The following is a 13,586-nucleotide window of genomic DNA, read 5'->3' as shown; positions in this document are numbered from 1 at the left end:
CGGTTGACCTTTGGGAAGGAAGGCTGGTAACACCCGATTTTATGATCAGATTATTCTTCTTTTTAGTTGTGTCTTTGCCAATGGCAGGTTTTGCGCAAACTATCACCAAGCCCATAGGTTGCTACGCCGGCACTAATGGTACTTCGGAGGGCGCACTTTCTCACCCCGGGGCGAGGGGTGTTTTATTGACCGAAAAATGGTCCGATGTGGAAGCCTCGCCTGGCGTATTCGATTTCAGTCTTCTCGACGCAAAGATCAATACGGTCAAGGCGGCGGGGCTGCCGTATGCTCTCGCGGTGGCGGCCGGTGCCTTCGGCAGCCCGGCCTGGCTGACGGAATCCCTCAACGTTGCTCACCACGATTTCGAATACCAGGGCCAGGAATGGAAACTCCCCTTATGGTGGGATAACGTTTGTGCCCAACGCTTGTCAGGGCTCATCTCCCAGCTCGGCGATCGTTACGCTGCCGACAGCCTGCTTTCGCACGTGTACGTAACCCAGATGACTGTCAATGGGGTAGAGGGGCACCTGAACGGGGTGAATATCCCGGCGTTCACTGCCGCTGGTTTCACGGATCAGAAATGGATAACAGCCGCTAAGGCTACCACGGCATTATTTGCCACGGCCTTTCCCGGCAAACCGATTGTGTTCGAGGTCCATGAGATCAATCAGGATACGCTCATCCCCACAACTATCATCAATGACCTGACCAACGACCCTGCACTGTGCAACAGGGTCGGCCTCGGGATGTGGTGGCTGTCCGGAAAAACAAATTATCAGCCTGACCTGATCGACTTCATCTTGAATTACCAGGGCGACAAATACGCGCAGGTGATTGGACGGTCGGATCAAACCGAACGGTTCGAGGGCGAGTTGTACAGTTCTGTTTTTGAGCAGGCGAAACTGCTCGGTATCCGCTACATAGAACCCTGGCCGTACGAGTTCATTAACCATACGGCCGACGACTTAATCCAGGATTTCAACTTGTGGGCCGACGCCAGGTTTTCCCCTTCGGATACCTGCAACCTTGTCACTTCTCAGAATCAGATAACAAGACTCGGAGGTGCGGTTGCCATTTATCCCAATCCTGCGAGCAGAGGATTTGAGGTCCGGACTGATTTTTCTTATCGAAATATCGTGGTAATGCTATTCGATGCGCAGGGGAGGTTACTTCGCCGGAGCATCAACCAAGCGTATTTGGGGCTCGATGGCCTCGCTGCGGGTGTCTATTTCGTCAGGCTCACCATTGATGGCTCTACCGTTGAGAAAAAAATCATAAAAACAGACTGACGCAAAAAAACATGTGCCCATTTGGTCTTAGTTGCTCTGTACCATTATTCTTACAGAACACAGGCCGCTATCAGGTGTTATATATGTATAACATTATACTTACATAACCAAAATACCATTAGCAATGGCAAACAAGAATGCAATCGGACTTGACTGTAATAAAGCTGAAGAACTGGCGGGAAAGCTCAATGAGCTTCTGGCCAATTATTCGATCTTTTACCAGAACACCAGAGGGTTTCATTGGAACATCAAGGGTGAAAAATTCTTCGAGCTTCACGTAAAGTTCGAGGAGTTGTACAATGATCTCCTCCTGAAAATCGACGATGTAGCCGAGCGAATCCTGACCCTCGGCTTCGCACCAAAACACAATTACACCGACTACAGAGCGGTATCGAAGATCAAAGAAAGTGAGAAGGTGAGCAACGGTATCGAAGCCGTCGGCGATATTCTTTCTTCCTTCCAGACTATCATCATCCTGCAACGCGAATTGTTGGATCTTTCCGGCGATGCCGGCGACGAAGGCACCAACGCTTTGATGAGTGATTACATCAGAGAGCAGGAAAAACTGGTTTGGATGTACAGTTCATTCCTCAATAAATAGCCAGACGCAACCGTCTGCCCCCTTTACTGATCTGCCGTGCTGACCATTTGGTTGGCACGGCAGTTCTGTTTTACCGTCGTCCGTTCCAAACCCGCTAGCGGACCAGGAAAAAGAAGTGCACACCAACATTATTCGGGGCGCGGAGCGCAGGTGCAGGGTCAGGTTAGGTAAAAGCGTTGTTTTCATGACACGAAGTCGACAACCTTATGTGCCACTTTGCTCTTTAAACGTCCCTACCTTGCACCGGCGTTCGCGCCTCGAAAAGCCTGGTAGCTTCACCACCAACGACCGTACCAACCGATTAAAAGCCTCACCGACCATGTATTCTTCTCTCCGTCAAGCTGCCCGGGACCTCGAAAAAAACGGCCAACTCCTCCGCATCAGCGAAGAGGTGGACCCGAACCTCGAAATGGCCGAAATCCACCGTCGCATATTCGCTAAGGGTGGTCCGGCCATCCTGTTTGAAAACGTAAAGGGAAGCCCCTTTCAGGCGCTCTCTAACCTGTACGGCACTAAGGAAAGGACGGATTTTCTGTTCCGGAAAACACTGCCAAAAGTCAAAAAGGTGGTCGAACTGAAGGCCGATCCTGCCAACCTGGCCAAGAGCCCGTTTCGGTACGCAGGAGCTCCTTTTACCGCCCTGAGTGCCTTGCCCCGCAAGCACATGAACCCCGCTGTCAAGTACGGCCAAACAACGATCGATCAGCTCCCGCTCGTTAAATCGTGGCCGATGGACGGCGGAGCTTTCGTTACCCTGCCGCAAGTTATGACCCTACCGCCGGGAAGCAAAAAGGCTATGGATTCTAACATCGGTATGTACCGCATCCAGCTTACTGGCAACGATTACATCACCAACAAAGAAGCCGGGTTGCACTACCAACTGCACCGCGGGATTGGCGTGCACCACAAGGAATACCTGCAATCGGACGAACCCTTCCGTGTTTCGATCTTTGTGGGCGGGCCGCCGAGCCACGCCTTCAGCGCCATTATGCCTTTGCCCGAAGGATTGAGTGAAATGACCTTTGCCGGAATGCTGGCCGGGCGCCGCTTCGGTTACGCCTGGGACCGCGACTGGCTCCTCTCCGCCGATGCCGATTTCGTCATTACGGGGACCATCCGTAAACAAGGCATGATGCCCGAAGGCCCCTTCGGCGACCACCTTGGTTACTACAGCCTGGAGCATCCCTTCCCCGTGATGGACGTCGAGACCGTGTGGCACCGTAAAGACCCGATTTGGCATTTTACTGTGGTTGGGCGCCCGCCCGCCGAAGATTCTCAGTTTGGCTACCTGATCCATCAGATCGTAAAGGACCTTACGCCGGGGGAATTCCCCGGCATCCGGCAGATCAACGCGGTCGACGAAGCAGGCGTCCATCCGCTACTGCTCGCCATTGGTTCCGAGCGGTATATGCCCTTCCGGGAAGACGGACAGATGCGGGTGCCCGAAGAGATAATCACCCAGGCCAACCGCATCATCGGGAGTGGCCAGACGAGCCTGGCCAAATACTGCATCATCGCCGCCGCCGGCGACGATCCCAAACTGGATGCCGACGATCAACCGGACTTTTTCCGGCACGTGCTCGAACGCTACGATCCTGCCCGCGATCTACACTTCCAGACCCGTACAACCATCGATACCCTCGATTACAGCGGCTCCGACTGGAACGGTGGCAGCAAACTTATCTGGGCCGTACGCGGAGAAAAACGCCGTGAACTGAGCTCGGTTTTGCCCGTAGGTTTTGTTCTTCCTTCTGGTTTCAGCGACCCTCATTTTGTCGCGCCGGGTATCCTCGCGGTACGCGGCCCGCGCAACGAAGGCGAAACGAGCTACGCCGACATCGACCGGTTCACCACGGCTGAGCTGGGCATCGAACCCGTAGCATTGCTGGAGGCCGGGATTGCCCTGATTGTCGTCTGCGACGACAGCCAGTTCCTCGCCGAGGATTTCAGCAACTTCGTGTGGGCAACCTTCACGCGCTCGAACCCGAGCCACGATGTACACGGCATTGGCGCGTTCACCGAGCACAAGCACTGGGGTTGCACCGGGCCGCTCGTCATCGATGCGCGCGTGAAGCCATGGCACGCACCCGGCCTGGTGGAAGACGAAGCAATCACCAGCAGGGTAGAGGAGCGGTTCGGGGGGAAACTGTAGGCCCGGCTTCAGCCGCGGGCCCAAACTGATGTGCCGGCGGCTGAAGCCATGATCACCGAATACAGAGAAAGCACTGGCTAAAAGGTCAAAATTCCTACCTTTACGTCCCGAAAATAATCTCCTGGTTGGCTACAAGTATTCATCACCCTAAAAGTCCTATTGCTCCCGAACAACTCGATGCTTACCTGAGCAAGGGATGGAGACCGGCCGGACAGGGGATTTATACCGCGGAGTTCCTCCGCGCCGACGACGAACAGATTTACGGCTGCATCCAATTGCGGCTGCCGCTAACCGGGTTCAGTTTCAAGAAACGCCACCGCAAACTTCTTAACCGCAACGGGAAACGCTTCCGGCATACCGTCGATCGTGCTACGACCCCCGATGCTGAACTGGAAGCCCTGAACCAGCGTTATCTCGCGCTCCACCCCGAAAAAACCCGGGAAACACTGGATCACCACGTGATCGGTGAACACCGGATCAAGGCCCTCGACACGCGAATCATCCGCATCTACGATGGCGATAAACTGATTGCGTTCAGCTATTTCGATCTGGGCCGGAAAACGGCTTATTCCAAGGCGGGAATCTACGACCCCGATTACGCAGCCCACAGCCTCGGTATTTACACCATGGTGTTGGAAATTCAGTGGCTGCAGAACAACGGGGTACTATTTTACCACCCTGGTTACGTAGCGCCGCGCTACCCGATCTTCAACTACAAGATGCAGTTCGGACAGATGGAATTCTTCCAGCTTTCCACCGGCTCATGGCTGCCCTACGACGACCAACACCCTGAAGACCCCTACGATCTGATCGAGGCGGCGCTGACGCAGGTGCAAAGTGCGTTGGCGGGCAACGGGCTTACCGGCAGACTGGTTGAATACCCGTCGTATACCGCTTGTTACCATTACCAGACTTCGGAGATGGAGATGCTCGACGCAGCACTCATACTCTACCTTGCACCTACGGTTTATAAAACCGAACTCATCGTTACGTATACCATCGCCGACGGAATCTACCGCATCGTCGAAATCCGCGATTCCGGGCTGCGGGACATGAACGTGAAGCCCTTCAGCAACAACGGCCGAGCCCGGTTTATGCTGCCGGCAATGGTCGATGAAGTACTGGCATCGTCGCCTTCGGCAACGGAAATTGCGGGCCTGGTGCGTAACTTCTCCTGATGTGTCCGGTTTGAAGCGCGCTTAGCTGTTCTTGTAAAAGATAAAAATGATGACCAGCAACAACACCACACAGACGGCAGTGATGGTGAAAAAACGTTTGTTTGCTGCAGCGTCTTCGGCACTGACATCAGACTTTTTCTTCGGCTTGCTTGGTTTCGTAATTCTGGACTTTGCCATAGTTGATTAGTTTGATCGGTTACTCTAAGTGCGGGTCAAGATAGCCGGTAGGGTTGAATTAGGCAACACCGGTGGTTCTAAACCTTAGGGCCTCCAACCACCGGGCGCTCTACCGCAGGGAGCTGAACAACCGGGTTCTGGCGGACATACCCTGAAATCAAGAGGGCATAATTGCTAAATGCTAAATGCTTGTCCTATCTTGCCTCGCCCAATCAAAATCATGTTAAGTTCTACCAATTTAAGTTTTACCTATCCTGGCGGTGAGGTTCTGAAATTTCCCGACCTGGTTTGCCCGGCCGGAGAGACTCGTCTGCTGCTTGGTAAGTCGGGAAGCGGAAAAACCACCATGCTTCAGTTGCTTGCCGGTTTGCGGAAGCCCGCAACGGGCTCCGTTGTCATCAATGGCCAGAATCTCAACGAACTATCGGGCGCTGAGCTGGATTACTTCCGCGGCCAGAACGTCGGGATGATTTTTCAGACGGCTCATTTTATCCGCGCACTCAGCGTTAGGGAGAACCTGGCCATCGCGCAGCAACTTGCCGGTAAACCCATCGACCGGCCGCGCATCGATGGGCTACTGGAAGAGCTGGATCTGGGCGGCAAAGGAAACGCTTTGCCCGGCAAGCTCAGCGTTGGTCAGCAGCAGCGGGCAGCCATTGCCCGGGCAATTATTAACCAGCCTGCCGTCATTTTTGCCGATGAACCTACCTCTGCCCTTGATGATGACAACACCCGGCAAGTTATTCAGCTGTTGCAGCGGCAGGCCGAAGCGGTTAAGGCCACTTTGCTCATCGTTACTCATGATAATCGCCTAACGGGCATCATCCCCCAACAGACGAAACTATGAACCTGCTACGCCTCAGCTGGAAAAATCTCACCTTCAAGCCCCTCAACGCACTATTGAGTGTGCTGCTCTTCGCCCTCAGTATCGGGCTGATTTCTCTGCTCCTTTCCCTGCGGGAACAAGCCGATGAACAGTTCGATAACAACCTCGCAGGTATCGACCTTGTCGTGGGTGCCAAAGGGAGTCCACTCGAGCTCACCCTGAACAGTATGTACCACGTCGGTTACGCAACCGGTAACATCAAACTCGGCCAGGTAAAGGCCTTTTTCAATCCCAAACATCCGATCGTTGAAGACGTTGTTCCTCTCTCCGTCGGAGACAGCTACCGTGGCTACCGCATTGTAGGAACGATCCCCAAGATACTCGATTGGTACGGCGCCGAACTGGCCGAAGGCGGGCTCTGGCAGCACGATTTCGAAGTCGTGGTAGGAGAGGAAGTTGCCCGGGTCAACGGGCTTACCCTGGGCAGTAAGTTCAAATCGAATCACGGCATCATCGATGAAGGCGATGAGAACAACATCGAACACGACGATGATTTCACCGTCGTGGGAATCCTGGCTCCCAGCGGTACGGTAATGGACCAGCTTGTGCTGACAACGAACCAAACTTACTGGCATTCTCACGAGACACACAACGGAGATGATGCAGACCACGAGAACCATGACCACGCCGGGCACGATCATACCCACGACCACGCACCCACGCCGCTGACGGAGGAAGACCCCGAGCAGGAAATTACCAGCCTGCTGGTCAGGTACCGCAATGCCAGCAGTTTTCAGGCCCTGAACTTCCCGCGTAACCTGAACGAGAATACCGAATTGCTGGCCGCCAACCCCGCCTACGAAATCAGCGAAGTACGCCGGCAATTCGACTCCGGGCAACGCATCCTCGGTATTCTGGTGCTCGCCATAACGGTAGTTTCAGCGCTTAGCATTTTCATCGCCTTGTTCACCTCTCTCCGCGAGCGACGCTACGAACTTGCTTTGATGCGAACGATGGGCGCAGGACGTAAAAAGCTCTTCTTCCTCATCGTAATGGAGGGACTGATGGTCGCTGTGATCGGTTACGTGCTCGGCATTCTGCTGAGCCATGCCATTATGGCCCTGCTGGCCGCCAACGTGCAGGATGATTTCAGGTACACTGTTTCTGCAACCCGCTTTCTGACCGAGGAAGTTTGGTTATTCGCCGCAGCGCTCTTCATCGGTTTTCTCGCCGCCGTCATTCCTGCGGTGCAGGCCGCCCGGACGGACATTGCCGACACCCTGACACACAGTTGACAAACTACATAAACCCAATACTATGGACTCCCTGAATATTCTGTCATCCGCCATGCAGTTTCTCTGGCCGGTGCTGTCAATCGCAACCTTCGTGGTGTGCACACAAGTTCAGGGGCGCCATAAAGGCAAAAAAGGTGTTTCGATTCTGGTGGCGGGATCAGCACTGCTGATGGTAGGCTCGCTGGTCAACGCAATGATCAGGGTGATGATGATGAATGGAAGTCTCGACATTTCCCCGGTCACCTGGTTGTTCAGCCTCACGGGGCTCACGAGTTTTGTCGGTCAACTGCTCTTCATCATGGGGCTCTACCAATTCGGGACATCCCGCGAAGTGAAGGTCGATCTCTACGATGATCTCCTGGACAGCTGAATCGACAACCCTCTGAATTAAAGCCTGAAGCCCTGATTGGGCCAGCATATACGAGCGTTGAGCCTGATGGTGCCAACTGGCCTGGAGACGAATCTCACACTGGTTTATCCTGCGGATAAATTACTGGCAGTTCATCCAGCATCATTACTTCTTCATTGGCGGCAAAAACCTTGAAATCTTCGGCGCTGAGGTGCTCAGGGTAGGGCGCGTAATGGTGCTGTTTGTTATCGTTGCGCCAGACGAGGGCCCATGCGATCCGGGAGGCGACCGGATCGGCTACGATGCTTTTTAGGAGGCTCTGCGTCCACCAGTCGGGCTTCGGGGTTGCCTCGTAGCCCGTTTCGGTGAGTGCGGCTACTTTCCCTTTTCGTTCTGCCAGACCGACGAGCATATTGAGGCGGGCGGTGAGTCTTTTGGTGTCTTCTTTTTCCCCGACGTCGTGGTAATCATCGAGGCCAAGGATATCGACGAAGTCGTCTCCGGGGTAGTACTCGAGGTATTCAGTTTCGTTGTCGACAATGTCCGTAGAGTAGCACCAGAGGAGGTGATGAAGCTGCTGCTCGTCGCGTAAAAACCGGACAGTGAACCTCCAGAGCCTGATGTACTCAGCTGAAGAGGCGTGCGGTTTTCCCCACCAAAACCAGTGGCCCGTATGCTCGTGGAACGGTCGGAAAATGATGGGTACAGGCAGGTAATCCGGTGGCCCCGAGGAGACCTTGCGGAGAAACCCGGCGATCAATTCAAGTTTGTCCCGGTATGCTTGATGATGGCTTCCTCCGGGAAGGATGGCCGCAACGGTGGGCGTACCCACCGCCCAGGCGTCTCCGCCCAGGAAATTGTTGGCGTGCCAGCTTACCGTATTGATGCCGCCCCTGCGGTAAACTTCGCGCATCCAGAAACGCATCTGCCTGAAGTCGACAAGGTCGAGGTTGCTGGGCCGGGGGCCAATCTTGCCGATGTCCCACCCGAAAACCGCAGGATGTTTGCCCGATACGTCGTGAACGTCGGTTCGGAACTCATGAAAGTCTTTCCAGTTTACGCCGTAAGCCAGTGCGTCCTGATGCCCGAAAAGGGTAGGGCCTTTGGCGTTGCGAAGCAGGAAGTCGTACAAGGCCCGGGTGGCCGGTGTGGCGTTATGATCAATCGGCATGGACGCGAAGATGGGACTTTCCTGCCGGGCCTGCCGAACTTTGCTCCTCCAAAAACAATCTTTGCATCCTGCGTACGCGCCCGAATAAGAAGGCGGCGCGAACGCAGGATGCAGGGGTGGTTGAACGGCTTGGCTCAGTGCCGGTAAACCGGTTTACCTGACTACCTGAACCGGTAGCTCACCCCGAATTCAAGCTGGTTGTTCTGCAGTTGAATGATTCCTGTACGGTCGGGTTGTGCGATCAGCCGGGTCAGCTTCAGTTGCGCCCCGAACCGGGGCGTAAGGTCGTAAGCTACGCCAAGGTGGGCCCGAAAGGCCCACCGGCTGAAATCGGGTGCTACGCCGTCTTGCGTCAGGGATTCCAACAGGTCAGCACTGCGGGATGAATTCAGGCTGTAAACATCATAATTTTCGAACGAGACCAACTGGCCGTTGAAGGATGAATTGGTATTTCCCGCGAAGTTGATAAAGCTCTCCATGTGGTAAGCCGCTGCAAGACCAGAAACGAATCGCAGGCGTGGGGTGGCCTCCCAGGCGGCTCCGGCGCTGATTTCCAGCGCATGCGAACTGATCGTCTCTGGAATCAGCAATAAATCAGAACTTCCGTTCACCGGGCTTCCTACCGATAAATCACTCTCAAGAAGTGCATTGAGGGGGGAGTCCTTAACCTCAATCTCATCGAAACGGTACCGTACGGAGAGGGGAAAAGAAACCCTTCCGCCGTTCTTAATGCGGTAACCAAACCCTAATGAAATACCAGGTGGTACTGGGTTCAGACCAGTGGTGCCGGCGATGGCAAATGTCAGCGGATTACGGTAACGATGCGGTTCGCTTTTGAAGGGCAGCAATGCTTTTTGATCCTGTTTGGTTGGCTCCACTACCATCCCGGATGAAGGGAGAGCGGGGCTTGCCGCGATGGGCTTGCGTTGCTCCTGCACGTCATTGCTATTCGGTGGTGCGGGCTTGTCGCCGTTCGCAGTTTCGGTGGTGGAGGCTACCCGTGTGGCAGGGAGCCTTAAGGTTTCCGGCTGGCCTGGCTGAGGGAGAACATCCGGCGAAGACGGGGCGGAAGCCGCAGCGGGCTCAGGCGCTGAAAAGACCGGGCGATCCGGCGAAGACGAACTGGCAAGGGCCTGGCTTTCACCTGGCTTCATACTTGCCTCTGAACTTCTTTCCTTCAATTCCTCATTGCGGACGATTGTTTTCTTGAGGGGCTTTGTTGCGACGGTATTTTCTCCATCGGTATTCACAACCTCCGGCCCTGTGTTGGTTGTGGGGCTAAGCGGCTGATCCTGATCATCGCTAGGGAAGGCCGCCAAGTAAACCGCAAGCGCAATTGCTGCAGAAAAGACGAGGAAGAAGGGCCACCAGACGAAGCTGCGTTCGCGTGAGGGCGGCGCGGCGTCGAGCCGTCCGTTCATGTCCGCCCACGCTTCATCCCAGAAGGCGGCGTCGTCGGTCCATTGCTGTTCCTTTTTAGCCTGCATAGCGGTTGGGTTTAAATGATTGAGATTGCAGTTTCTTGCGCAAAATTTGTCGTGCTTTGTTCAGGTGCCAGCGGCTATTGCCTTCACTGAAATTTAGTTGGTTGGCGATCTCGGCATGGTTATAGCCCTCTACGGCAAAGAGCCAGAAAACTTCTTTGCTCGTTTCAGGCAGGAGATCAATGATCCGGCAGAGGTCCTCGGCGTAGAGCGACTGAGTGACGGTGGCCTCCGAAGGGGTGTCCCAGTCAGCAATCTCCAACGTTGGCCGTTGTTTGCCCGCCCGGAACTGATCGATGGTGCTTCGGAATACAAGGCGCTTCACCCAGCCTTCGAGGCTTCCTTCCCAACGGAATTTGTCGAGTTTCTGAAAGACCTTCATCATCCCTCCGTTGAGAAGTTCCATTGCTTCGTCCCGGCCGTTTGCGTACCGGCGGCAAACGACCAGGGCTGCCGGCGCGAACCGCCGGTAAAAAGCCTCCTGGGCCCTGCGGTCTCCGGCCAGACAGGCTGTTACCAGTGATTTTTCGTCGGGGAAAAGCAAATCGGAATGGTTATTGTAGACTTCGGAGTGAGCTAATGAAATTGCTGGCCAGTGCCAGCGTTACGAGGTCAAAACCGCATGCCTCCCCTAAGGGTGAGCCTGCGGTAGTTCACGTTTCGCTCCACCACGTCGAGGCTCGCGGTGGTAAGTTCGAACTTACTGTTGAGGAACCGGTAGCCCACGTCGATGGTCATTTTACCCCAACCACCGTTGCGGGGGGTGATCTCGACGCCAACCGCGGGATGGTAGAGGATCGAGATTGATCGTGAAGTGATCTCTTCGCCTCCCTCTTCACTTCCTCCGAAGGGGAAAGAGGGACCTGTCTCCATACGGATGAGAGGGCGGAAGCGCCCTTGCCCCAGTGCTCTTTCAGCAAGTAGGGTGGCCGCCAGTACGTTCTCCCTCCGCTGGTGGTTCATCAGGTTCAGGTCCAGGCCAAACCCTAGGGTGGCAACGGGTATATCGTAAAGCAGATGATAAGCAACTCCGCCACCGATCGTAGTTGACGGTAAACCAAAATTCAGATTGGGGTTGGTAACTCTGCCAAAAGTGACTGCACTTGTGATCTGGTGCCTGAGCTTTCGGGAGGGCGTGCTGAGCGGTTCCTTTTCGGGTAGATATTCCTCCCTTTTCTGTCGGATGGCGGATTTTCGGCTGTGGTCCTGCCTGAACTGTACCCGCTTTACGTTTTCCCACGGCAGCTCACGTACCGTTCCGTTTTCCGTTACGATGATCACTTTTGTGTTGTATTCGTACGTAAGAATTGTACCTTCTACCGGATCGCCCTTAAAAAGTTGGACGATATCGATATACTGCTCTGCCGCAGGTTGTGCGGAGGCTGTCGGGCAAACCAGACCAAGGACGAAAATAAGTAGGAGAGTGCGCATACAGAATTGAGTTCGACTGGCAAGTTAAACATTCAGCGTTCAGGCGGCGGGTTATTGCTCGGCCTGAACGCTGAATACTGTTTTGGGAGGAGAGAGAAACACTACATGGAAGTGACTGAAGCTCGCCTCCGGGTGAGTTTAATCGCAGAGGTTTATTCTGCTTGTCGGAGTCAGCTGTCCCTGATCGGTGTAGTCGTACTGCTGTACACCGTCGGATGCGTAGCCGAGGACGATCAGTTCGTTATTGGCCGGCAGGACGATGACGTCGCGTGCGTTGATGTTGTCTATAACGGAGAGTTGCTCTCCGAGCAGCCCCTCGTCGGTGAGGTCGAATACCTTGAGGCCTTCCCACTGGGCGCAGAGGAAGAGTTTGCCCTCGGCAACGCCGAGGCCGTGGCTGCTGCTCATAGGTGTAATCTGCAAGGAGCGCGGGTTGCGGGCGTCGCTGACGTCGATGATTTCCAGTTGGTCACCAACACTGCCACAGTCGCGGCCGCCCCAGAGGGTGACGTAGGCCAGGTCATTGGCTACAACCACGGGGTCGCAGCTGAGTACGTGCTCGAAGGTGGAAAGGTGCTCAGGCGCAGTCGGGTTGGAGGCATCGTAGATATGCATTCCGGTGGTAGACCCGATGAAGAGTTTGTCTTCGTAAGGGAAGATGGTCTCGATACCCCAGCCGAGGTTTACCTGATCTGCGTACACCGGGTTTTCGGCGTCGGAGAGATCGAAAACTTTCAGGCGGGAATCATCCACTGCGTAGAGGGTTCCGTTGCTGATTGTGAAGCGGGCAAGACTACCACCTTGGCCGACAACATCCGGGCTGGGGCTACCCGTACTGGTGTTAGCGAAGGCGCTATTGCTGAAGTCAGCCCGAACAGCTTCCACGTTCGCACCCCATGCAACGTCATCTTCCCAGAACACATTCTGACTGAAATTGAAGTTGTCGCAGTCGATCGTGCGGCGCTCACCGGTCGGGATCCAGTCAATTACGAAGTCTCCGTCCGGCAAAACCTGAGCGAATACACTATAAGGCTCGAACACATCTTCGGTACGACCTACCAATTCGGGTTTTTCGGGATTGTCTAGGCTGAAGGCCACAAGGTCAGTGTACTGATTGATGTACAGAATGTCGTTCCGTACAGCTATGCCCTGGCCTCCGGGGGCGTCCATGAAGGTTATCGGGCGTGGGTTGTCGGAGTCGGAATTGTCATAGATGTGCAGCCCTTCGTTTTGCTCTACCATGAAGAGGTAATCGCCGTAAACGTAGAACCCGGAGGTGTTGCAAACGGGCTGCGGTGCGAAGCAACCAAAGGTTGAGTTGTTGCGCCATTCTCCCGAAGTAGTAGTTACCGGTTCGAAGCTGCTGACGGAGCGGCGTTCGTTACAGGTCTCTTCGATACAACCGGAAAGGGTGATGGCGAGTAAGGCCAGAAGGGCCAGGGTAAATAGTCGATTCATTGGTGATTTTTTAGATTGGTAGGTTGGTGTAAGTCCGGGCTTTGATGGGGTAGACGGACTGTACTCAGCTAACGTTGGTGGATAGCGTGATTTTTTCATCGCTTGTATAGTCTTTGAGACGGTGCGGTTTGATGAAATCCCTTATTCAGGTTGCCGGTAGCGCTCGGTGGTCTGC

The 13,586-nt window shown here is 54.7% G+C and carries 13 protein-coding genes; 7 read left to right on the top strand and 6 right to left on the bottom strand.

Features of this window, described 5'->3' with window-relative positions; all coding sequences use genetic code 11:
* Positions 1-41 precede the first annotated feature (41 nt).
* The 4 genes from FUA23_RS14890 to FUA23_RS14875 all read left to right on the top strand — a co-directional run bounded on the left by FUA23_RS14890 (position 42) and on the right by FUA23_RS14875 (position 5,220).
* Positions 42-1,289 (top strand): T9SS type A sorting domain-containing protein, encoded by a 1,248-nt coding sequence (locus FUA23_RS14890; protein ID WP_147931549.1) that lies wholly within the window; start codon positions 42-44, stop codon positions 1,287-1,289.
* 124 nt (positions 1,290-1,413) lie between these two features.
* Positions 1,414-1,890: a Dps family protein gene (locus FUA23_RS14885; protein WP_147931548.1), complete on the top strand. Its 477-nt coding sequence runs from the start codon at positions 1,414-1,416 to the stop codon at positions 1,888-1,890.
* Positions 1,891-2,209: 319 nt separating this feature from the next.
* Positions 2,210-4,042, top strand: a complete 1,833-nt coding sequence (locus tag FUA23_RS14880; protein ID WP_147931547.1) for a UbiD family decarboxylase — start codon at positions 2,210-2,212, stop codon at positions 4,040-4,042.
* Between the two features lie 125 nt (positions 4,043-4,167).
* Positions 4,168-5,220, top strand: coding sequence for a GNAT family N-acetyltransferase (locus FUA23_RS14875; RefSeq protein ID WP_187271070.1), 1,053 nt, complete (start codon positions 4,168-4,170; stop codon positions 5,218-5,220).
* A gap of 21 nt (positions 5,221-5,241) precedes the next feature.
* Here the strand turns inward: FUA23_RS14875 and FUA23_RS22385 are convergent, their stop codons facing one another.
* Positions 5,242-5,397, bottom strand: coding sequence for a hypothetical protein (locus FUA23_RS22385; RefSeq protein ID WP_187271068.1), 156 nt, complete (start codon positions 5,395-5,397; stop codon positions 5,242-5,244).
* A gap of 220 nt (positions 5,398-5,617) precedes the next feature.
* Between FUA23_RS22385 and FUA23_RS14870 the strand changes: the two genes are divergently transcribed.
* The 3 genes from FUA23_RS14870 to FUA23_RS14860 are packed head-to-tail and all read left to right on the top strand — an operon-like array spanning position 5,618 to position 7,888.
* Positions 5,618-6,244, top strand: coding sequence for an ABC transporter ATP-binding protein (locus FUA23_RS14870; protein ID WP_147931545.1), 627 nt, complete (start codon positions 5,618-5,620; stop codon positions 6,242-6,244).
* Positions 6,241-7,518, top strand: a complete 1,278-nt coding sequence (locus tag FUA23_RS14865; protein ID WP_147931544.1) for an ABC transporter permease — start codon at positions 6,241-6,243, stop codon at positions 7,516-7,518. The genes FUA23_RS14870 and FUA23_RS14865 overlap by 4 nt, the downstream gene beginning before the upstream one ends.
* Positions 7,519-7,540: 22 nt before the next feature.
* Positions 7,541-7,888, top strand: a complete 348-nt coding sequence (locus FUA23_RS14860) for a hypothetical protein (RefSeq protein ID WP_147931543.1) — start codon at positions 7,541-7,543, stop codon at positions 7,886-7,888.
* 94 nt (positions 7,889-7,982) lie between these two features.
* Here the strand turns inward: FUA23_RS14860 and FUA23_RS14855 are convergent, their stop codons facing one another.
* From FUA23_RS14855 to FUA23_RS14835, 5 genes are all read right to left on the bottom strand, one after another.
* Positions 7,983-9,038 carry a glycoside hydrolase family 26 protein gene (locus tag FUA23_RS14855; protein ID WP_147931542.1) on the bottom strand — a complete coding sequence of 352 codons (1,056 nt, stop codon included), beginning with the start codon at positions 9,036-9,038 and terminating at the stop codon, positions 7,983-7,985.
* Positions 9,039-9,199: 161 nt separating this feature from the next.
* Entirely contained in the window at positions 9,200-10,525 is a 1,326-nt protein-coding gene (locus tag FUA23_RS14850; protein ID WP_147931541.1) for an outer membrane protein, read from the bottom strand.
* Positions 10,515-11,066, bottom strand: a complete 552-nt coding sequence (locus FUA23_RS14845) for an RNA polymerase sigma factor (protein WP_187271066.1) — start codon at positions 11,064-11,066, stop codon at positions 10,515-10,517. The genes FUA23_RS14850 and FUA23_RS14845 overlap by 11 nt, the downstream gene beginning before the upstream one ends.
* Before the next feature lie 68 nt (positions 11,067-11,134).
* A complete protein-coding gene (locus tag FUA23_RS14840) occupies positions 11,135-11,953 on the bottom strand; it encodes a hypothetical protein (protein ID WP_147931539.1) in 819 nt (272 codons plus the stop codon).
* 138 nt (positions 11,954-12,091) lie between these two features.
* The gene (locus FUA23_RS14835; RefSeq protein WP_147931538.1) at positions 12,092-13,411 is read right to left on the bottom strand and encodes an LVIVD repeat-containing protein; all 1,320 of its coding nucleotides are present in this window, start codon (positions 13,409-13,411) and stop codon (positions 12,092-12,094) included.
* Between the last annotated feature and the right edge of the window lie 175 nt (positions 13,412-13,586).

This window comes from Neolewinella aurantiaca, assembly GCF_008014675.1.
In the GTDB taxonomy this organism is placed as follows: domain Bacteria; phylum Bacteroidota; class Bacteroidia; order Chitinophagales; family Saprospiraceae; genus Neolewinella; species Neolewinella aurantiaca.
The sequence above is the reverse complement of the archived record's forward strand: the minus strand, read 5'-3'. Positions and strand labels throughout refer to the sequence as shown.

What these genes read in the sequence shown, in the direction of transcription:
- FUA23_RS14880 (WP_147931547.1), top strand. Translation starts at nt 2,210, where the DNA reads ATGTATTCTTCTCTCCGTCAAGCTGCCCGGGACCTCGAAAAAAACGGC.
- FUA23_RS22385 (WP_187271068.1), bottom strand. Translation starts at nt 5,397, where the DNA reads ATGGCAAAGTCCAGAATTACGAAACCAAGCAAGCCGAAGAAAAAGTCT.
- FUA23_RS14860 (WP_147931543.1), top strand. Translation starts at nt 7,541, where the DNA reads ATGGACTCCCTGAATATTCTGTCATCCGCCATGCAGTTTCTCTGGCCG.
- FUA23_RS14870 (WP_147931545.1), top strand. Translation starts at nt 5,618, where the DNA reads ATGTTAAGTTCTACCAATTTAAGTTTTACCTATCCTGGCGGTGAGGTT.
- FUA23_RS14865 (WP_147931544.1), top strand. Translation starts at nt 6,241, where the DNA reads ATGAACCTGCTACGCCTCAGCTGGAAAAATCTCACCTTCAAGCCCCTC.
- FUA23_RS14890 (WP_147931549.1), top strand. Translation starts at nt 42, where the DNA reads ATGATCAGATTATTCTTCTTTTTAGTTGTGTCTTTGCCAATGGCAGGT.
- FUA23_RS14885 (WP_147931548.1), top strand. Translation starts at nt 1,414, where the DNA reads ATGGCAAACAAGAATGCAATCGGACTTGACTGTAATAAAGCTGAAGAA.
- FUA23_RS14835 (WP_147931538.1), bottom strand. Translation starts at nt 13,411, where the DNA reads ATGAATCGACTATTTACCCTGGCCCTTCTGGCCTTACTCGCCATCACC.
- FUA23_RS14840 (WP_147931539.1), bottom strand. Translation starts at nt 11,953, where the DNA reads ATGCGCACTCTCCTACTTATTTTCGTCCTTGGTCTGGTTTGCCCGACA.
- FUA23_RS14850 (WP_147931541.1), bottom strand. Translation starts at nt 10,525, where the DNA reads ATGCAGGCTAAAAAGGAACAGCAATGGACCGACGACGCCGCCTTCTGG.
- FUA23_RS14855 (WP_147931542.1), bottom strand. Translation starts at nt 9,038, where the DNA reads ATGCCGATTGATCATAACGCCACACCGGCCACCCGGGCCTTGTACGAC.